The 20,389-nt window shown below is 36.0% G+C and carries 23 protein-coding genes and 1 pseudogene; 21 read left to right on the top strand and 3 right to left on the bottom strand.

Features of this window, described 5'->3' with window-relative positions; all coding sequences use genetic code 11:
• Genes J416_RS04795 through J416_RS04785 form a run of 3 tightly spaced genes read left to right on the top strand, consistent with a single transcriptional unit; the run spans nucleotide 1 to nucleotide 2,645 of the window.
• Nucleotides 1-1,536 carry a RecQ family ATP-dependent DNA helicase gene (locus J416_RS04795; RefSeq protein ID WP_003466224.1) on the top strand — a complete coding sequence of 512 codons (1,536 nt, stop codon included), beginning with the start codon at nucleotides 1-3 and terminating at the stop codon, nucleotides 1,534-1,536.
• Entirely contained in the window at nucleotides 1,526-2,116 is a 591-nt protein-coding gene (locus tag J416_RS04790; RefSeq protein ID WP_003466222.1) for a CPBP family intramembrane glutamic endopeptidase, read from the top strand. The genes J416_RS04795 and J416_RS04790 overlap by 11 nt, the downstream gene beginning before the upstream one ends.
• The gene (locus J416_RS04785; RefSeq protein WP_003466220.1) at nucleotides 2,103-2,645 is read left to right on the top strand and encodes a LysM peptidoglycan-binding domain-containing protein; all 543 of its coding nucleotides are present in this window, start codon (nucleotides 2,103-2,105) and stop codon (nucleotides 2,643-2,645) included. The genes J416_RS04790 and J416_RS04785 overlap by 14 nt, the downstream gene beginning before the upstream one ends.
• A 144-nt stretch (nucleotides 2,646-2,789) precedes the next feature.
• Here the strand turns inward: J416_RS04785 and J416_RS04780 are convergent, their stop codons facing one another.
• Genes J416_RS04780 through J416_RS15350 form a run of 3 tightly spaced genes read right to left on the bottom strand, consistent with a single transcriptional unit; the run spans nucleotide 2,790 to nucleotide 3,863 of the window.
• Nucleotides 2,790-3,359, bottom strand: coding sequence for a manganese catalase family protein (locus tag J416_RS04780; RefSeq protein WP_003466218.1), 570 nt, complete (start codon nucleotides 3,357-3,359; stop codon nucleotides 2,790-2,792).
• A 16-nt stretch (nucleotides 3,360-3,375) separates the two neighbouring features.
• Entirely contained in the window at nucleotides 3,376-3,627 is a 252-nt protein-coding gene (locus J416_RS04775) for a spore coat protein CotJB (protein ID WP_040513001.1), read from the bottom strand.
• Between the two features lie 14 nt (nucleotides 3,628-3,641).
• Nucleotides 3,642-3,863, bottom strand: coding sequence for a spore coat associated protein CotJA (locus tag J416_RS15350; RefSeq protein WP_003466213.1), 222 nt, complete (start codon nucleotides 3,861-3,863; stop codon nucleotides 3,642-3,644).
• Between the two features lie 243 nt (nucleotides 3,864-4,106).
• Here J416_RS15350 and J416_RS04770 point away from each other — a divergent pair, with 243 nt between their 5' ends.
• From J416_RS04770 to menG, 18 genes and pseudogenes are all read left to right on the top strand, one after another.
• Nucleotides 4,107-5,093 (top strand): YpdA family putative bacillithiol disulfide reductase, encoded by a 987-nt coding sequence (locus tag J416_RS04770; protein WP_003466211.1) that lies wholly within the window; start codon nucleotides 4,107-4,109, stop codon nucleotides 5,091-5,093.
• 136 nt (nucleotides 5,094-5,229) lie between these two features.
• Nucleotides 5,230-5,907, top strand: coding sequence for a glutamic-type intramembrane protease PrsW (gene prsW / locus J416_RS04765; RefSeq protein ID WP_003466208.1), 678 nt, complete (start codon nucleotides 5,230-5,232; stop codon nucleotides 5,905-5,907).
• Between the two features lie 109 nt (nucleotides 5,908-6,016).
• Nucleotides 6,017-6,895, top strand: a complete 879-nt coding sequence (gene sleB, locus J416_RS04760; RefSeq protein WP_003466206.1) for a spore cortex-lytic enzyme — start codon at nucleotides 6,017-6,019, stop codon at nucleotides 6,893-6,895.
• Nucleotides 6,896-6,910: 15 nt separating this feature from the next.
• Nucleotides 6,911-8,257, top strand: coding sequence for a germination protein YpeB (gene ypeB / locus J416_RS04755; RefSeq protein ID WP_003466202.1), 1,347 nt, complete (start codon nucleotides 6,911-6,913; stop codon nucleotides 8,255-8,257).
• A gap of 77 nt (nucleotides 8,258-8,334) precedes the next feature.
• Nucleotides 8,335-8,991, top strand: coding sequence for a flagellar brake protein (locus J416_RS04750; protein ID WP_003466199.1), 657 nt, complete (start codon nucleotides 8,335-8,337; stop codon nucleotides 8,989-8,991).
• Between the two features lie 33 nt (nucleotides 8,992-9,024).
• Nucleotides 9,025-9,705 carry a (d)CMP kinase gene (cmk, locus tag J416_RS04745; RefSeq protein WP_003466197.1) on the top strand — a complete coding sequence of 227 codons (681 nt, stop codon included), beginning with the start codon at nucleotides 9,025-9,027 and terminating at the stop codon, nucleotides 9,703-9,705.
• Entirely contained in the window at nucleotides 9,702-10,295 is a 594-nt protein-coding gene (locus tag J416_RS04740; protein WP_003466195.1) for a lysophospholipid acyltransferase family protein, read from the top strand. Before cmk ends, J416_RS04740 begins: the two co-directional genes overlap by 4 nt.
• 83 nt (nucleotides 10,296-10,378) lie before the next feature.
• On the top strand, nucleotides 10,379-11,524 hold the full coding sequence (gene rpsA, locus J416_RS04735; RefSeq protein WP_003466192.1) for a 30S ribosomal protein S1: 1,146 nt from the start codon (nucleotides 10,379-10,381) through the stop codon (nucleotides 11,522-11,524).
• 172 nt (nucleotides 11,525-11,696) lie between these two features.
• The gene (locus tag J416_RS04730; RefSeq protein WP_003466191.1) at nucleotides 11,697-12,296 is read left to right on the top strand and encodes a YphA family membrane protein; all 600 of its coding nucleotides are present in this window, start codon (nucleotides 11,697-11,699) and stop codon (nucleotides 12,294-12,296) included.
• Between the two features lie 180 nt (nucleotides 12,297-12,476).
• Nucleotides 12,477-13,786: pseudogene (der, locus tag J416_RS04725) on the top strand (ribosome biogenesis GTPase Der).
• An 18-nt stretch (nucleotides 13,787-13,804) separates the two neighbouring features.
• On the top strand, nucleotides 13,805-14,845 hold the full coding sequence (locus J416_RS04720; RefSeq protein ID WP_003466184.1) for an NAD(P)H-dependent glycerol-3-phosphate dehydrogenase: 1,041 nt from the start codon (nucleotides 13,805-13,807) through the stop codon (nucleotides 14,843-14,845).
• 56 nt (nucleotides 14,846-14,901) lie between these two features.
• Nucleotides 14,902-15,162, top strand: a complete 261-nt coding sequence (locus J416_RS04715; protein WP_003466181.1) for a stage VI sporulation protein F — start codon at nucleotides 14,902-14,904, stop codon at nucleotides 15,160-15,162.
• A gap of 230 nt (nucleotides 15,163-15,392) precedes the next feature.
• Nucleotides 15,393-15,590 (top strand): DUF2768 domain-containing protein, encoded by a 198-nt coding sequence (locus J416_RS04710; RefSeq protein ID WP_003466179.1) that lies wholly within the window; start codon nucleotides 15,393-15,395, stop codon nucleotides 15,588-15,590.
• Nucleotides 15,591-15,606: 16 nt separating this feature from the next.
• Nucleotides 15,607-16,341: a DUF3939 domain-containing protein gene (locus J416_RS04705; RefSeq protein ID WP_003466175.1), complete on the top strand. Its 735-nt coding sequence runs from the start codon at nucleotides 15,607-15,609 to the stop codon at nucleotides 16,339-16,341.
• Nucleotides 16,342-16,562: 221 nt separating this feature from the next.
• Nucleotides 16,563-18,041, top strand: a complete 1,479-nt coding sequence (spoIVA, locus tag J416_RS04700) for a stage IV sporulation protein A (RefSeq protein WP_003466172.1) — start codon at nucleotides 16,563-16,565, stop codon at nucleotides 18,039-18,041.
• 386 nt (nucleotides 18,042-18,427) lie between these two features.
• Nucleotides 18,428-18,700 (top strand): HU family DNA-binding protein, encoded by a 273-nt coding sequence (locus J416_RS04695; protein ID WP_003466169.1) that lies wholly within the window; start codon nucleotides 18,428-18,430, stop codon nucleotides 18,698-18,700.
• Nucleotides 18,701-18,880: 180 nt separating this feature from the next.
• A complete protein-coding gene (locus J416_RS04690) occupies nucleotides 18,881-19,660 on the top strand; it encodes a heptaprenyl diphosphate synthase component 1 (RefSeq protein ID WP_003466166.1) in 780 nt (259 codons plus the stop codon).
• Between the two features lie 3 nt (nucleotides 19,661-19,663).
• A complete protein-coding gene (gene menG / locus J416_RS04685) occupies nucleotides 19,664-20,374 on the top strand; it encodes a demethylmenaquinone methyltransferase (protein ID WP_003466164.1) in 711 nt (236 codons plus the stop codon).
• The last annotated feature ends 15 nt before the right edge of the window (nucleotides 20,375-20,389 follow it).

Here is a 20,389-nt window from a genome sequence, read left to right as displayed (position 1 = left end):
ATGGGTGAATTAGAAGAATATCTTTATCATTATTTTGGTTATAGTACATTTCGTAATGGACAAAAAGAAATTATAGAAGATGTCAATGAAAAAAAAGATGTGCTCGCTGTACTGCCAACAGGCTCAGGAAAGAGTATTTGCTATCAGTTGCCTGCGATGATGAATGAAGGAATGGTGCTCGTTGTTTCACCATTGCTCTCATTGATGGAAGATCAAGTGAAACAAATGAGAGCACGTGGTTTCAAGCGAGTGATTGCATTAAATAGTATGATGGCAGTTCAGGAAAGAAATAGGCAAATTCAACATTTGCATCAATATCAATTAGTCTATGTATCGCCTGAAATGTTACAAAATCGTCAACTCACTGCTAAATTATCTCGTATGTCGATTCAATTGTTTGTGATTGATGAGGCGCATTGTATATCGCAATGGGGACATGAATTTAGACCAGATTACTTACGTTTACAATCGATACATAAGCAGTTACACGCTCCGCCTATTTTAGCGTTAACTGCCACAGCTACCCCTGATGTGCAGCATGATATTATGTCGTTTATGGGAATGAGAGATGTTAACAAACATATTCATCCCATGGATAAACCGAACATAGCGTTTTTGATCGAAAGGGTAAATCATCAAGAGAAAAAACTCGATTATATCTCGTCATTATTATCATCCTATCAAGTGCCAACCATGATTTACTTTTCCAGTCGAAAAGAAGCAGAACGTATTTCTTTGTATTTAGATGAAAAAGTAGAAGGTTTACGTGTTGCGTATTATCATGGGGGATTGGATACACAAGATCGGATATTGATACAACAACAATTTATGTATGATCAATTGGATGTCATATGTTGTACGAGCGCATTTGGTATGGGGATTGACAAACAAAATGTTCGTCTCGTTATTCATTATCATATGCCGGCAGAAGTTGAATCGTTCATTCAGGAAGTCGGTAGAGCAGGAAGAGATGGGGAAGAAAGTATAAGTGTCTTGCTATATCATGAACATGATCGAAATATACCACAACGATTAATCGATTCAGAATTGCCCAATCAAGGATTATTGCAAGAAGTTGTCGATTGGATATTTCACAGACAATCGATTCCTATACATGAAGTTGAATCTTATATTATTGAAAAAACCGGTAATGAAACGCCATGGCGCTTTATTCATTATCAGTTAGAGCAAATCGGTATGAAGAATAACAGTATATTTCTAAGCGAGACATATTCCAAACAATGGGTTCTCAGTCAATTACAAAACGCTTATCAACAAAGGTTACAATATAAAATCTCTAAGTTACTAACAATGGAACAATGGGTCCTACAAGATGAAATGTGTAGGAGAGAAGCATTATTTCAATACTTTCAAGATATGATTACACCACCTAATGGCATGTGTTGTGATCAATGCGATTTCCGTTGGGATCATTGGAAAACTAATCGAACCGTCAACAATCAAGAAGAAACGGCATCGACTTGGAAAAATAAACTCGCACAATTATTATTACAGGAGACAGAATATGAAATATGATACGAAGCAAATGATAGCAAATATGACAAGTGATCAATTGAAATTACAAGTATGGGTAACACAAATTTTATTATTTGTCGTTTCAATCCCATTAGCATTTTGGCTATTTACAAGTTGGAATGAGATTCAAAACTTGTTTGCAGGAAAAACCATTGATATTTTCATTTATGGGGTGCCGATTGCAGGTATGGTTGTTGTCGTTGATGCTATCATGATGAATCTTTTACCTACACATTTATGGGATGACGGTGGAATCAATCAAAAAGTATTTGAAGCAGGGTCATATGTTCATTTCTTTTTGTTATGTCTCAGTGTAGCAATTGTAGAAGAATGGTTGTTTCGCGGAGTCTTACAATCGAACACCAATCTACTCGTTGCCAGTTTGTTATTTGCATTGATTCATATTCGGTATATAGATAAACTCTTTTTATTGATAAGTGTAGTTGGTTTAAGTTTTTTACTTGGTGGAATATTTCTAATAACGAGTCATTTACTAGTCGTTATTGTGACACATTTTATAATCGATTTCGGTTTGGCCTTGTTGATACGGTCAGGGAGGGTTTACTATGCAAGATCGTAACATAAAAGATCAAGCATCTTCTTTACGAGCACAAATAAAAAAATCTACATTACAAGATCCTGAACAACTTCCTGATGTGCTACCACCTCGCAGCGTAACACATACGAAAAGGAAAAAACGGAATAAAGGATTTTCTTATTTATTTATTCGGCTCTTATTCGGTTTATTTATTCTATTATTACTTTTGATGATTACCTATCCATATTGGGGAGCATCATTGTTTGGTTCACTTTCCCTGGATGGTAAGGAGACAGCACAAGAGACCACTGGACAAGATATCCAGGGTGGAGCAGAAGTCATTGTTCGAGAAAATACCATCGAAGAAACTTCAAATCACCAATCTCAACCGAATTTGCATGTCGTACAGGAAACGGACACGTTACTCTCAATTGCTGAGAAGTATTATCATCATCAAAGATACATTGATTTGATCATTCAAGAGAATCAATTAGAAAATAATACGATCGTTGTCGGGGAAACATTAATGATTCCAAAACGTGAATCCTTTGACTCTAATTTTCAAGAATAACCTGCTATACATATGAAAGGTATTCGTTATATATAACAGCTTAAGTGAAGTAACAGTAGATAAAGACGCTTGCGGAAACGGGGAAACCGATCTAACATTTCCGGTAGCAAGCGTCCATCTATGATTCATGTGTTGATTTTTTGTTTAAAAGATTTTTTGCCGATCACGTTCTTCTTTGAGTATTTCTATTGCTTCTTTAAATCGTTGGGAGTGAACAATTTCTCGTTCTCGTAAAAATTTTAGTGAGTCATTGATATAGGGATCATCCGAGATATCAATAATCCATTGATAAGTGGCTCTTGCTTTCTCTTCGGCTGCCACATCCTCATATAAATCGGCGATTGGATCACCTTTGGCTTGGATATACGTCGCAGTCCACGGCGAACCAGCGGCATTGTGATAGTAGAGCGCATGATCGTGATTTACGAAATGAGCACCTAAGCCAGCAGCTTTTAATTGTTCTGGTGTGGCATCTTTGGTTAATTTATAAATCATAGTAGCGATCATTTCAAGATGGGCAAATTCTTCGGTTCCAATATCATTTAAAAGTCCAACAACTTTATCTGGAATCGTATACCGTTGATTTAAATATCGTAAAGCCGCTGACAATTCTCCATCTGCGCCACCATATTGCTCGATTAAATATTTAGCTAACATTGGATTACATTGACTAACTTTCACCGGGTATTGTAATTTCTTTTCATAATACCACATGCTTATACCTCCTCTATTAAACTTGCCAAGGCCAAGGTGCTTGTTTCCAATCCCAAGGATACTGTGAGAAGCTACCCCCATATTGCAATAATGGGCCAAATTGTTCTTCGAATGACGCCTTTAATTGTTTACTCTCATAGGCCAATTGATTAAATTGCTTGATCGTTTCAAAATCGTTTGGATGTGTATCTAAATATAGCGTTAAGTCAACAAGGACAAAATCAACAGCTTGGATTTTTTCAAGCAATCGATAATAGGATTCAGGCATTGGAGCGGAAGAATTCACGAAGTCCCCTCCTTTCTTACGTTAGGATAAGGATCAAATAAATCAGGCCATAACGTTCCGTGACAAAGCGCTTGATAAGGGGTATCATATTGGCGTAAATTAGTTGGTTGGAACGTCATATACAAGTTAGGAGGGGTTGAATAGCATTTCGTTTGAATAGGTTTACAGGGATCAAAGGGGCTAATATACGGATGATAACATTTGTAGCTCGTATGCAATGAAAAAACTCCTTTCTCATCCAATTGATTACATTGATAGTCTATACAATTGTATGGAACAGATGTTTGTCCTATTCGAAAATGAAAATAAGATTTTTGTCAGATTTTTAAGCATGTAAAGTATATCTTTTATCCAAAACATGTTAATATATAAATCGTAAGTAAATGAGGATATTACATAATTATATAGAAAAAAATACACGATGGTATAGATGTGTGAATACGTCGAAAGGGTGTAACAAGATGCAACAAGAAGAAGTAATTATTGTTGGTTCTGGACCATGCGGTATGTCTGCAGCGATCGAATTACAAAATGAAGGATTTGAACCGTTGATTATTGAAAAAGGAAACATTGTTCATTCCATTTACCAATATCCGACGCATCAGACATTTTTTAGTTCGAGTGATAAGTTAGAAATCGGAGACGTCGCATTTGTGACGGAAAAGCCCAAACCGGTTAGAAATCAAGCGCTATCTTATTACCGTACAGTAGCAGAACGGCAAGATCTACGGATTAACAATTTTGAGGAAGTTGTGCATATTGAAAAAAGAAATAACAACTTTTATATAGATTCTGTCAGCCAAAAAACAAAAGAGAAAAAGCAGTATTTAGCGAAGTTTGTCGTAATTGCTACTGGTTATTATGGACAGCCTAATTATTTAGGTATAAAAGGAGAAAATTTAAATAAAGTATATCATTATTTTCATGAAGCACATCCTTACTTTAAACAAGATGTCGTCGTCATTGGCGGGAAAAATTCAGCAGTCGATGCGACGCTTGAATTATATCGAGCGGGAGCGAATGTGACGGTATTATATCGTGGTAGTGAATATTCCGCTAGCATTAAACCATGGATATTACCTGAGTTCGATTCATTAGTGCGAAAACGAAAAGTCGATATGATCTTCGAAGCAAATATTCTTGAAATTAAGGAAAAGGAAGTTGTTTACGAAGTGAATAATGAACAGAAAACAATTCATAATGATTTTGTTTTTGCAATGACTGGTTATCAACCGAATCAAGGCTTTTTAAAAGATGTCGGTATTAAAATTGATGAAGAAACTGGTAGACCACATTTTTCGAATGAAACGATGGAAACAAACGTTGAAAATGTTTATATCGCAGGGGTTATCGCAGCAGGTTATGACAATAATGAAATCTTTATCGAAAACGGGCGATTTCATGGGGGTGCGATTGCGAAGTCCATTGCTTCAAAAAAGAGGCAATGATGAATGAGCCACGGTATTGCATGCTCAGTTGCATGCGCGTGGCTTCTTTTTCTGTGAGTACGTACATCATGAATTTACTAGTATCTCGCGTTTATATATTTGTTAAATATGAATATGTTCGGAAGGGAGGATTCGAGTGGTCGCTTTATTATCTGCGGCAATAGCCCCCGTGTTTGCTCTCTTAGCTTTTTTTTACTTGAAAGATGAATATGAATTAGAACCCATCTATGCTATTTTACGAACTTTTATTTATGGTACATTAATTGTATTTCCTATTATGTTTATTCAATATGCCTTTATTGAAGAAGAAGTCGCTCAAACCCCCATCATGCGGTCATACCTTTTGTTCGGCTTATTAGAAGAATTTTTTAAATGGTTTATTTTTATGTTTACGACTTATAAATATTCGAAATTTAATACGGTGTATGATGGTATCGTTTATGGGGTCTCGATTAGTTTAGGATTTGCAACAGTTGAAAACATTTTATATTTACTAGCCAATGGGATCGAAGTGGCTTTTAGTCGAGCAGTTTTTCCAGTATCGTCACATGCGCTATTTGGTGTAATTATGGGATATTATTTTGGTAGAGCTAAATGTAACAGTCAAAATGAATCGTTCCATATTAGTATTTCTTTATTTCTCCCTGTCTTTTTTCACGGTACATATGATTTTATATTAGAAACAATTACACATTACTGGGTTATGCTACTCGTCCCATTCATGGTTATTTTATGGATGTATAGCTTACGTAAAGTGAAATTAGCGAACGAATACGCAAAACAAGATTATGGATCGATTGAGAAAATGAGCTAACCCATTAGCTCATTTTTTTGTTGAAAAAAGTATAAATTTCATTGAATGAAAAATGCTATATGTAAGGTAGTTCATTGATGTTATGAACGGATAGATGGAGGGTTGGTCAATGAAAATCGTTAAAGTATTTATCCTATTGATCGTTCTTTTATTTGCTAGTTGCATGTCGATGACGACGGATAAACATATGGTAAAGGCATTCAGTAATCAAGTCATTCAACACGGCGCAACAGGCGATGATGTGATTGAATTGCAAGCTCGTTTGCAATATTTGGGATTCTATAATGGAAATATAGATGGTGTATTTGGTTGGGGTACATACTGGGCGTTACGCAATTTTCAACATGAATTTGGACTCGAAGTTGATGGATTAGCAGGTGAAAAAGCAAAGCAAAAGCTTGAAAAAGCAAGCGAATACGATAAGGCGTATATAAAAAATCAAATACGCCAAGGCAATGATTTTACGTATTATGGTGGCATCGACAAGCAAAAGCAAACAACTGATGATAGAGGAAGCAATGATCAAAATCCTAATCAACAAACAGATAACAATCAAACAACACAAGAGCAGCAACAAAACGCAACGACGAATGAAGACCTACAGCCCTCAGCTGTAAATGTTCCTCAAGGATTTTCTCAAAACGATATTCAAATTATGGCTAATGCAGTACATGGTGAAGCAAGAGGTGAGCCATATGAAGGTAAAGTTGCTGTTGCTGCAGTTATATTAAATCGTGTAGAGAGCTCTACATTTCCAAATACGGTTTCAGGCGTCATATTTGAACCAAGGGCATTTACAGCGGTAAGTGATGGTCAGATTTGGTTAGAACCGGATGATTCCGCGGAACGGGCTGTATTGGATGCCATTAATGGTTGGGATCCTTCCGGGGAAGCCATTTATTATTATAATCCAAATACAGCTACGTCTGATTGGATATTTTCACGAAAGACAATCAAAAAAATCGGTAAACATATCTTTGCCATTTAAAATGGAGGTGTACGTATGTTTCGGTGGGTGGTTATTGGTGTATTATCAATCGGTTTAATCGGTGTTTCCATCTGGGGATATCAAGAACATCAAGAGAAGAATGAAGTTATGATTCAAGCGGAAAATGCCTATCAACGGTCATTTCATGATCTAGCTTATCATTTAGATTTATTACACGACAAAATTGGTTCTGCATTAGCAATGAACTCGAGAGAAAGATTGTCACCACAATTAGTCGAAATCTGGCGTTTAACATCACAAGCGCACGGAGATGTTGGTCAATTACCATTAGCATTTGTCCCTTTTAATAAAACTGAAGAATTTCTGTCGCAAATGGGTGATTTTAGTTATCGAACAGCGGTAAGGGATTTAGATCAAAAACCGTTAAATGATGAAGAAATTGAAACGTTAGAGTCCCTTTATGAAATGTCTGGTGAGATCGAGAAAGAAATTCGAAGTGTACAAAATTTGGTGCTTAAAGATCAACTACGTTGGATGGATGTCCAGCTTGCCTTAGCAAACAAAGATGAGCCTGGTGATAACACTATATTAGATGGTTTTCAGACGGTTGAAAACAAAGTAGAAGGATATTCTGAAGGAAAAATTCATTCGAGTTTGATGGGAACCTCAAGTAAAGAAGACAGTTATCAAATGATAAAAGGAGACAAATTCAATCAATCGGACGCAAAACAAAAAATGAGAGAGATATTAGGCATCAATCAAGAAATAAACTTGAATATTGAGAAAACTGGAGAAGGCGCGAAAGTATCTATGTATAGTGGCTCTTTTCAAACAGATAAAAAATCGGGATATCTTGATATAACCGAACAAGGTGGCTATCCAGTTACGGTTATGATCAATCGGACAGTCGATCGTACGAATGTAAGTTTGCATGAAGCAACCCAGAAGGCGAAGACCTATTTGAATAAGTTGGATTTCAACGATTTAGCTTTAGTAGAAAGTAATCAATACGATCATGTTGGTGTATTTCATTTTGTCCCGAATAATGAAGATGTTTGGGTTTATCCAGATGCTATTCAAGTGAAAGTAGCTTTGGATAACGGGAATGTTATTGGTATGGTCGCTAAAGATTATTTAGAAAATCATGGTGAACGTGATATACCTAAACCAACCATTTCAGAAAAAGAGGCTAGAGAAGTCGTCAATCCAAATGTTGAGATTCAAGATCATCATTTAGCAGTCATTGAAGATGACACGGGTGTAGAAGTTTTAACGTATGTATTCTTGGGCGTAAAAAATCAAGATACATATAAAATATTTGTAAATGCAGAAAATGGAACGGAGGAAAGAGTGGAGCGACTCAAACAAAAAGAAGTGAAATATGAAAAAAGAAAGAGGTAAGACTTTCCCTCTTTCTTTTTTTTGTAATAATATAGACAGATTGATTTTTATCATTGAAAATAGAAAGAGGTTTTAGGTTGATAAAAATAGGTACGATTCTTCATTTAGATACGATGGTCAATGACCAATGGCAAGAGACTTATCGATGTAAAGTGGTCGAAACAAAAGACGGAAACATATATGTCGATTATCCAGTCAATGAAAAAACGAATAAAACAGAGGATTTTCAAGTAGGGCAAGTGTTTCGCGTTCACTTTATTGGGCAGGATACGTCAGTATATTCATTCAATACAAGAGTGACCGAAAAAACGAAAATGACAATTCCAACATTAGCTTTAGATTTTTCGTTTCAAGAATTAAAAAAAATCCAACGAAGAGAATTTGTACGCGTTCCCGCCATGTTAGATGTTAGTATTCGAAGTGTGGACCAATCATTTTCAGCATTCACTTCAGTTACACATGACATTAGTGGTGGAGGGCTTTCTGTCTTAATTGATCATGGCATTAACCTACAGCATGATACACAATTGGACATTATGCTTGTATTACCATTAAAAGCACAAATAGAGTATATCCAGATGACTGGTAAAGTTGTTCGCCAACAAAATCGTGATCGTGAACAAAGTGACTTATTATCAGTTAAATTTCACCAAATCAATCAAGCTGAACAACAGTTGTTGATTAAGTATTGTTATCAATATCAATTACGAGAACGTCAAAAAGGTTTAAACTAAGCCAATCAGTGGAATGAGAGAAGAGGGAAGAAAATGAGTTACACGAATAAATTAGCAATAGCCATTGATGGACCAGCAGCTGCTGGAAAAAGTACAGTGGCCAAATGGGTTGCAAAGGATCTTGAGTATGTCTATATTGATACAGGAGCTATGTATCGATCACTTACATACGCGTGTTTACAAAACCAAATTGAACTCACGAATGAACAAGAAGTGTTATCACTATTAAAGTCTATAAACATTACATTAACTGAAGACCAAAACGTTTATATTGATCAACAAAATGTAACTGAAGCGATTCGAACGAGTCAAGTCACTCAATCAGTTTCCGCTGTCGCTTCGATTCCAGAAGTCAGACAAGAAATGGTGAAACAACAAAAGATATTAGCAGCCAAACGTGGGGTCGTCATGGATGGAAGAGATATAGGAACACATGTTATTCCTGATGCAGAAGTGAAAATATTTCTAAATGCCAGTGTTGTCGAACGGGCTAAAAGAAGACATCAAGAAAATATGGATAAAGGATTCTCATCAGACTTAGAACAGATCAAAAAAGATATCGAAAGACGAGATCAGATTGATAGTGAACGAGAGGTCTCTCCATTACGAAAAGCTGATGATGCCATCGAAATTGATACAACGTCAAAAACCATTCAAGATGTAGCTAATGAAATTTTGTCTATCGTACAAAAGTATAAGGAGTCGGAAGCATGAGTTTGTACAAATTTGCTAAGTTTGTTGTCAAAATGATATTAAAGCCGTTATATCGAGTGAAAAAAATAGGGACAGAAAATATCCCCACAGAAGGTCCGGTTATTATTTGTTCAAATCATATTTCCAATTTTGATCCACCGATTGTGGGCATTACTTGTCCAAGAGTGGTCCATTTCCTTGCAAAAGAAGAATTGTTTCAAAAGAAATTCTTCGGCACTTTATTAAAGAAATTAAATGCATTTCCAATTAAACGAGGAATGAAAGATAAGAATGCATTGCGCCAAGGTCTTGGTATATTAAAAGAAGGTGAAACACTTGGTCTCTTTCCTGAAGGGACCCGAAGCAAAACAGGTGAGATTAAGAAAGGATTATCTGGCGCTGGTTTTTTTGCCTTACGGTCGAAAGCTACTGTTGTTCCTTGTGCCATTATTGGTAACTACAAAGGTAAGCAACCATTAAGAGTAGTTTACGGAAAACCAGTTGATTTAGAAACATTAAGAAAAGAAAAGGCTTCTGCCCAAGAAGTAACAGATAAAATCATGAATGATATAAAAAAAATAAAAGAAAATTATGAAGTTTCCAATTTATAACTTGACAAATTGGTTCAAATGTTAGAAGTTAGAAAAAAGGCACATTTTTTGTTGTGTGTTGGATATTGAAGGAGGTCTTTGTCATGGAAGAGATGAATCAAGGAATTTCAGAAATTACTGAACTTAATGTAGGAGATATTGTGCAAGGTAAAGTTGTAAAAGTGGAAGAAAAGCATGCCCTTGTCGATATCGGATATAAAGTGGAAGGTATTATTCCGATTAGTGAATTGTCTCCTTTGCGTATTGAGACAGCGAGTGATGTTGTGCAAGAAGGTGATGAACTGAAATTACAAGTAACGAAACTCGAAGATGAAGAAGTCGTCCTATCTAAAAAAGCAGTTATTGCTGAAAAAGCATGGGAAGACCTACAAGAAACATATGAAGCAAATCAAACGATTGAGGCAACCGTCAAAGATGTTGTCAAAGGTGGCTTAGTTGTCGATGTAGGTGTAAGAGGATTTATTCCAGCCTCACTCGTAGAAACGTATTATGTAGAAGATTTTACAGACTATCAAGGTCAACCATTAACCTTGAAAATCGTTGAACTAGATAAAGAACAAAATCGAATTATTTTATCCCATCGTGCTGTTGTTGAGGAAGAAGAACAAAAGAATCGTCAAAAAGTGCTTGATGATATCAAGGAAGGTCAAGAAATTGAAGGAACCGTTCAACGAATTACGGATTTTGGTGTGTTTGTAGATATTGGTGGAATTGATGGGTTAGTACATATTTCCCAGCTATCACACACACATGTTGAAAAAGCATCGGATGTTGTTGCTGAAGGAGACAAGATTACTGTAAAAGTCCTAGCTGTTGACCAAGAGAATGAGCGCATTTCCTTATCATTGAAAGCAACTCAGCCTGGACCATGGGATAAAGTAGAAGAAAAGATTGCGGTAAATGATATTGTTGAAGGTACGGTCAAACGTCTAGTCAATTTTGGTGCGTTCGTTGAGGTGTTGCCTGGCGTTGAAGGACTTGTTCATATTTCTCAAATCTCAACGGAACATATCGGTACACCTGGTGAAGTGCTAGAACCTGAACAAACGGTGAAAGCAAAAGTATTAGATGTGAATGAAGAGGAAAAGCGTATTTCTTTAAGTATAAAAGAAGTTGAAGCAGAAAAGACAAAAGAAAATATTAAACAATTTGAAAATGACGATGATCAATCAGGTTTTCAATTAGGTGATGTCATCGGTGACCAGTTAGATAAATATAAAAACGAATAATGATTACTTGATTATGTTTTAGAAGCATCATTTGGGAGGGATCACAGATTTCCCAATTGGTGTTTCTTTCTTTTTTATCATTTTTTTTAAAGTTTAGAAAACAGCCTTCTTTTTAAAGATTTCCGCGTTTAAAAACATGATTGTTTGCCTACAATAAAATTAGGTGATTTTATTGAATGAATACTTTTACATATGGACGCTTTGGATTCTATGGTGTGTGGTTACTTTTTTACTACCGAAGACCAGTCATCGATATTATTATGGATTTGGCATTTTAGTTGTCATTACCACTGCTCAAATAAATATTATCTTCAATCATATTCCCATAAATATAGCCGTTATTTTTATTTGGATATATTCAATCATTGGTTTTATCTATTCTAAGCAACATATAAAAAAATACTTATATGCCATCGGTATCTCTTATTTATATGCAAGTTATTTTTTGTGGCGTTTAACGAGCCCGATTTGGGAGCAGCAACTATTTTTGCTCGTAGGCTTAATATTAGCATTTCTTTTGTTACAGATCTTAGCTAAAAATACACACGATCGGTTATTTTTATGGAGTATTGCTTCCAGTGGAGGTCATCTACTATATCGTATCATTTGTAGCAGTTATAATGTAAAAATGACAGTAAGTGATACTGATTTTTTTGTCCTTTATAGCTCGGTGATTTTATTGTTTATCATGCATCACACGTGGATTTCTTTTATTCAAAGAATAGAATATACCGTAAACAAATTTTCATACAATAAAAGACGGTTAAATTAATTAGTTAACATAATATAATTATGGTAATAAATTCTGTTTCTATGATAAATGATACGAGTGACCTGTCACAAATGCACTTGTATTTTAAAGTGTATGTGTGGTAATTTAATTAAGTGTGTGTATATGGCAACGTATCAATAAATAAGGAAATTATAGCATATACAGGAAGGATGAGCCTTCATGAGAACATCAATTGTTGCAATTGTTGGAAGACCGAATGTAGGAAAATCGACGATATTTAATCGAATTGCAGGAGAACGGATTTCGATTGTTGAAGATAAACCAGGAATCACAAGAGATCGAATATACACCGAAGCGGAGTGGCTGAATCAATCGTTTCGTTTAATTGATACAGGAGGGATTGAGATCGGCGATGAGCCTTACTTGTACAAATGCGTGAACAAGCTGAAGTAGCGATCCGTGAAGCAGATGTGATCATATTTATGGTGAATGGAAGAGAAGGAATTACAGCGGCTGATGAAGAAGTGGCAAAGTTATTATTTAAATCTAATAAACCTGTAGTTTTAGCGGTTAATAAGGTCGATAATCCAGAAATGCGAGAAAATACTTATGAATTTTATTCACTTGGATTTGGAGAACCCTATCCGATATCAGGGTCACATGGGTTAGGATTAGGCGACATGTTAGACCAAGTGTTCGATCTATTTCCAGAGCATGTAGATTCCATTGTTGATGAAGATACGGTGCATTTCAGTGTGATTGGCCGACCGAATGTAGGAAAATCTTCATTGGTAAACGCTATGCTTGATCAAGAACGAGTGATCGTTAGTGACATTGCAGGTACAACACGTGATGCGATTGATACATCATTCCGTAGAGACGATCGCGATTATGTCATAATTGATACAGCAGGAATGAGAAAACGTGGAAAAATCTATGAAACTACTGAGAAATACAGCATTTTGCGAGCATTAAAGGCGATCGAACGTTCTGATGTCGTTTTAACGTTAATTGATGCGGAAACAGGGATTATTGAGCAAGACAAAAAAATTGCTGGATATGCACATGAAGCAGGAAAAGCAGTCGTTATCGTCGTCAATAAGTGGGACGCGGTAGATAAAGATGATCAGTCCATGAAGGAATTTGAGGATAACGTTCGTTCACAATTTCAATTTTTGGATTATGCACCGATTGTATTTTTATCGGCTATCACCAAAAAACGAATTCATACACTATTACCAAGAATCATTCAAGCCAGTGAAAACCATACCAAACGTGTGGAAACAAATGTATTAAATGATGTGATCATGGACGCTCTAGCTATAAATCCGACACCAACTAGGCACGGTAAACGGTTGAAGATACTATACGCAACTCAAGTAGCGATTCAACCACCAACTTTTGTTGTATTTGTGAATGATCCAGATTTAATGCACTTTTCATATGAACGCTTTTTAGAGAATAAGATTCGAGAAGCATTTGGCTTTGAAGGTACACCGATTAAATTATATGCCCGAAAACGTAGTTAGAGAGGTGGGTACAGCTTAATGAGTAAAGTAACTGTTTTAGGCGCTGGTAGTTGGGGAACAGCCTTATCCATGGTTCTTTGTGACAATCATCTAGACGTTTGTTTATGGACACATCGATCTGAACAAAAAGATCTGATGCAACGTACGAAAAAAAATGAACGATACTTACCCAATATCACTTTACCAGATGAGTTAGTCATCGAAGATCATTTGGAAGAAGCCATTGATGGGGCTGATGCGGTTGTAATCGTGGTTCCAACAAAAGCTATACGATCTTTAGCGAAACGTATGAATGCATTTCTTAAGCATCATCCAGTGATCATTCATGCATCCAAAGGCATTGAACCTGAAACACATTTGCGAATATCTGAAGTTATTGGCTCGGAATTGTCAAGTTATAGTGCTGATGAAATTGTTGCATTATCAGGACCAAGTCATGCCGAGGAAGTTGGTTTCAAGCATCCGACCACGATAACAGCTGCCAGTCAAAATAAAAACAATACATTGTTCACACAAGACTTATTTATGACACAATATTTTCGTGTTTACACCAGTTCAGATATCATTGGTGTAGAGCTTGGTGGTGCATTAAAGAATATTATCGCACTTGGTGCTGGTATATCTGATGGACTGGGATACGGTGATAATGCAAAAGCAGCTTTGATTACACGAGGGTTAGCTGAGATTACTCGATTAGCCGCTGATATGGGGGCAAATCCTTTAACGTTTAACGGGTTATCTGGTGTTGGTGATCTCATTGTGACTTGTACCAGTGTACATAGTCGAAATTGGAAAGCTGGACACCTTTTAGGACAAGGGTATGATATAGATGATATTCTTGCCCAATTAGGAATGATTGTAGAAGGGATTCGAACCACAGAAGCCGTTCATTCTCTAGCAAAAAAACAAAAAGTGGATATGCCGATCACAGATGGGATCTACTCGGCGATTTTTGACAATCGATCGGCAAAAGAAATTGTCGATCGATTAATGGCTCGTGATCGCACAAATGAAATGGATGATATATCGTCCATACTGTCAGATAGGTATTCGAATTAACCGTTTTTCTCCTTCTTGCATATGATACATTGAGATTCTATCAAGGAGGAATTGCTTTGAGCGACTACAAACAGAATATGTTTGATCAAATCCAAAAAAAGTCCAATATTGACTCAAATGAAATTATGAAAGTAGCTCAATCCGTACAAAATGCTGACTTTTCAGATGAAAAAACCGTACGCAAGCTTGTACGTCAGTTATCACAAATGGCTGGAAAACCTGTATCCCAACAAAAAGAAGACAAAATTGTTCAAGCGATTACGAATAATAAGATGCCGAAAGATATCCATTCACTAAGTCAATTGTTTAAAAACTGATATTTAGGCGCATGAGGATGCAACGGTTCATTGCTTCGCATACAATAAATCGCACAAGCATTCACTTTCAGGGTTTAATTGGGTATTTATTTAGTCAATTCCGAGGTAGATCGCCCCTTCTACTTCGGCTTTTTTTATTTGGATAAAGATTTTGTAAATCGAATCCTTAATTTTCTCTTGATTGATATGCTATACTTAATCATGATAATAGGTGAAGGAGTGTTCATTCCATGTCAGCATCTATGTTGAAAATGTATATCTCATTTGCGGGGATGCTATTTTTAATATTAGCTATCGGCTTTATTTTATTGAGTCGCTATAAATTAAAAGGAATTTTATCAGGTATTGTGGCTTTTGTGGCATATGTATGTTTGGTACTAGGTGGTTTGATCATTGCATTTGTTGTATTAAGTGGACCAACAGCGTAAGTAGGAGGATCAATGTATGACAAGAGTGAAGTTACATCTTTGTGTTTCTTTTGCCGTAATGATATTACTAAGTGGATGTATGTACCCAGAAGAAAATTTACAGAAAAATCAACTATCAAATGATAGACAACTTCAAATGGTTCAACAAGCAATTGATCAATACGTAAAGGATGAGAATGGTCTAGTACCCATACATACAAAAGAAAGCGATACACCGTTGTACCAAAAATATGTGATTGACTTCCAAAAGTTAAAGCAGGGGAACTACCTGCAATCAATTCCCGCTACAGCTTTTGAAAACGGTGGTGCTTATCAATATGTATTAATCAATCCTGAAACAAATCCAACAGTTAAAGTGATTGATATACGTGTAGTAGATCAGTTGCGTCCGATTCAACAACAATTGACAATTTATCGCGATGAACATATCTATCCTCCATTTGGTAAAGAGGTGGCAGAGGGAATATACAAGTTAAATCGCGAAGAACTAGGAGTGTCACAAGAGGATTTACAAATTAACAGTCCTTATTCGGATCATCGATTACCGGTTTATATAAATGCAGATGGTGAGTTGATCATTGATTATCGAATGGATTTATATTCTTTGTTAGAAGAAGTGGACCATGACTTACAACTAGGTGATGACATACGTTCTTTATTAACGAAACATCATCCAGTTGTACCGGCATACTCTGTACCATATACAATTGAAAACGATGAACCTGTATTTGATTGGCAACCAACAGATTGAAGATCGAGCTATCCCAAGCGTCAAAAAGACTAAAGTTTGGGATAGCTTTTTTATGTATAAAACCGTCAAAGAAAACATATATATCGATAATAAATAGCGGACGCTTTGATGGAAGTCGTAATCATATAATGTTTTTGGCATATTTCAATAGGACAACATCATAGAATAAAAATGTCAAAGGTTCGAATGAATATAGGTCGAATAGATCGGGAGGGGATTACTTGGAAAGAGTGGACATTTTTAAAGATATTTCAAAGCGGACGAACGGTGATATTTATTTAGGTATTGTTGGTGCTGTACGAACTGGAAAATCCACTTTCATTAAAAAGTTTATGGAGAAAATGGTATTACCGAACATTGCAGATGAAAGTGATCGATTACGGGCTCAAGATGAATTGCCGCAAAGCGCAGCTGGAAGAACTATTATGACGACAGAACCTAAATTTGTTCCTAATCAAGCCGTATCATTAAACGTTGAAGAAGGATTAGATGTGAATGTCCGACTTGTAGATTGTGTCGGTTACACTGTAAATAGTGCACAAGGATTCGAAGATGAAAATGGCCCTCGTATGATTCATACACCGTGGTATGAGGAACCTATTCCATTTCATGACGCTGCTGAAATCGGAACTAGAAAAGTCATTCAAGAACATTCTACTATGGGGATCGTCGTTACAACTGACGGAACGATTGGTGACATACCACGAGAAGATTATGAGGAAGCTGAACATCGAATCGTTGAAGAGTTAAATGAGGTTGGAAAGCCATTTATTATGGTAATTAACTCGGTACAACCCTATCATCAAGAGACCGAGCTATTGCGTCAAGATTTAACAGAAAAATTTGATATTCCAGTACTTGCGATGAGTGTAGAAAGTATGACTGAACATGATGTCAATAATGTAATGAGAGAAGTATTGTATGAATTTCCTGTATTAGAGGTAAACGTAAATTTACCAAGTTGGGTATTAGTATTGGATGAAGATCATTGGTTAAGGAAAAATTATCAAACAGCGATCGAAGAAACGGTAAAAGATATTAAACGATTAAGAGACGTTGACCAAGTGATTGGTCACTTTGATCAATATGATTACATTCAACACGCTTCTCTTAGTGGAATTGAAATGGGAGAAGGTGTAGCAGATATTGATTTACACGCCCCTGATGCGTTATATGACCAAGTGTTAAAAGAGATTGTAGGTGAAGAAATTCGCGGAAAAGACCATTTGCTGCAATTGATGCAGGAACTTACCAATGCCAAAACAGAATACGACCAAGTGTCTGATGCCCTTCAAATGGTGAAACAAACTGGATATGGTGTTGCTGCGCCGACTTTAACTGATATGTCTTTAGCCGAACCTGAGATTATTCGTCAAGGCTCAAGGTTTGGTGTGCGATTAAAAGCTGTAGCACCATCCATTCATATGATTAAGGTAGATGTTGAATCTGAATTTGCGCCGATAATTGGAACAGAAAAACAAAGTGAAGAATTAGTTAGGTACTTAATGCAAGATTTTGAAGAAGATCCTTTATCTATATGGCAATCTGATATCTTTGGCCGATCATTAAGTTCCATCGTTCGTGAAGGAATACAAGCAAAACTCTCGTTGATGCCAGAGAATGCTCGCTTTAAATTAAAAGATACGCTTGAAAGGATCATTAATGAAGGATCAGGCGGTTTGATTGCTATCATCTTATAAATAGGACTATAGTCTAGATTTTGAAAAGCGATAATGCTAAAGCATTACGCTTTTTTTGTTTTTATATTGCAAAAAATGACTAAAAATCTGATTGGAACGCTAAGAAAATGTCTATAATAACAAATAAAAGGTGGTAAATTCATCCAAATGTGATGGTGACAGCATTTGAAAACACTTGCAAGGATTCATTTGATGTGATACGATTTTTGTAAATTCATACTTAATCGCCGTTTTTAAACAATTTTTTTATAAAAAAAAACGGGTTAATTGTTGAATTCATAGGGAATCTCAGTTATGATAAGCCTTGTCATCAAGTTTGGTGACAAAAGCTATGTATCACTGTTTTACTGAGAACAGTAACTAGCTATTGGGAGGAGGTGAATATCATGAACAAGACAGATCTAATTAATGCAGTTGCAGACAAAAGTGAACTATCAAAAAAGGATGCAACAAAAGCTGTTGATGCAGTTTTTGAATCTATCATGGATTCACTTAAAGACGGAGACAAAGTTCAACTAATTGGCTTTGGTAACTTTGAAGTACGTGAGCGTGCTGCACGTAAGGGACGTAACCCGCAAACTGGAGACGAAATTGAAATTCCAGCTAGTAAGGTTCCTGCGTTTAAACCAGGTAAAGCCCTAAAAGATGCAGTGAAATAATAGCATTTTACATATGGGCAGTAGAGGAGAGGTCATATACCTCTCCTTTTTCCATTCTCGAAATGATTCCTACCTTTAGCTTTCCTATATTCGTGAAAATTATTTATTATCTTAGATGTCAAGATATGATATACTGTGTTATTATAGTAAGTGATTTTATCAGAATTGTGGTGAACGCCAATGAAACACAATCAAGTCGTGCAATACTATGCAGAATTAATGAAAGAACATTTACAGCAAAAGTATCTTGATGAAAAGCTACAAAAAACACCGATTGAAGATCATAAGCTTTATTATTTATACTGCCTTACAAAAGGCAATCAAGAACAAGACACATATATCGTATCGACGATGCTTGTGCAAATGGCTTTAAATACGCACGATTTCGTTTATAAGGATTTTAAAACAGAGGAGAAGCATTCCGTAAAGAATCAACAACTTACTGTATTAGCTGGTGATTACTACTCAGGTATTTTTTACCACTTATTAGCTCGAAAGGGCGAAATTTCTTTTATCCAACAATTGGCTCAAGGCATTCATCAGTTAACAAAAGCCAAAATGGATGTTTTTGAAACGAACTATGCTTCTTTGACTGATTTTTTGCTTGCTTATCAATCGATTGATAGTGCTTTACTTACGACTGTGACACATTATTTTGATGAAACGACTCTTGATCAAATTATTGAAAAATGGATATTACTACAAACATTAGAAAAAGAACGATTGAAAATTGATGAAGGCAAGGATTCAGTTTTTCAGCGTCTTGTTCTTGAACTTGTAAATGATGTAAAGTCCATTCAACAATTAAGATATCAATTGGCTGATCAGATGGAACGTTTAATCATCCAAGTGAAAGAAGAACAAGGACAATGCCCAGAATGGATGTTACAATGGATTGAAGTATATGACTTCGATCGACACATACAAGGTCCAAAGACAGATTTTGTGGAAGAAGGATAGGTAATGAATCAATATTCAAAACAAGAAAAAGTTCATCGCGTTTTTGAGAAAATTTCTGATCGCTATGATTTCATGAATAGCATTATTTCTTTTCAACGACATAAGAAGTGGCGCAAAGATGTGATGAAACAAATGAACGTAAAAGAAGGAAATCAAGCATTAGATGTGTGCTGTGGTACGGGTGACTGGTCCTTTTCTCTTGCTAAAAAAGTGGGGCATAAGGGTAAAGTTATAGGTCTTGATTTTAGTGAAAATATGCTGGCCGTTGCAAAAGATAGGAATGAAACATATGATGAGAACCAATTAGAGTTTATTCACGGAAATGCCATGGAATTACCATTTCCAGATCATCAGTTTGACTTTGTGACAATTGGCTTCGGCTTACGTAATGTACCTGACTATCAGCAGGTGTTGCAAGAGATGTATCGGGTCGTAAAACCAGGTGGTAAAGTTGTATGTTTGGAAACTTCGCAACCAACGATACCAATCTACCGACAACTCTATTATTTTTATTTTCGCTATATTATGCCCCTATTTGGAAAATTATTAGCAAAAAGCTATGAAGAATATGCTTGGTTGCATGAATCGACCAAGGATTTCCCTGGAAAAGAAGAACTTAAGCAACTGTTTATTCAATCAGGTTTTCAACATGTAAAAGTAAAAAGTTATACAGGCGGTGTAGCGGCCATGCATATGGGGATAAAGACCGAATAAGTAAAGGTGAAATAG

It is taken from the genome of Gracilibacillus halophilus YIM-C55.5, from assembly GCF_000359605.1.
Classification (GTDB): Bacteria; Bacillota; Bacilli; order Bacillales; family Amphibacillaceae; genus Gracilibacillus; species Gracilibacillus halophilus.
The sequence above is the reverse complement of the archived record's forward strand: the minus strand, read 5'-3'. Positions and strand labels throughout refer to the sequence as shown.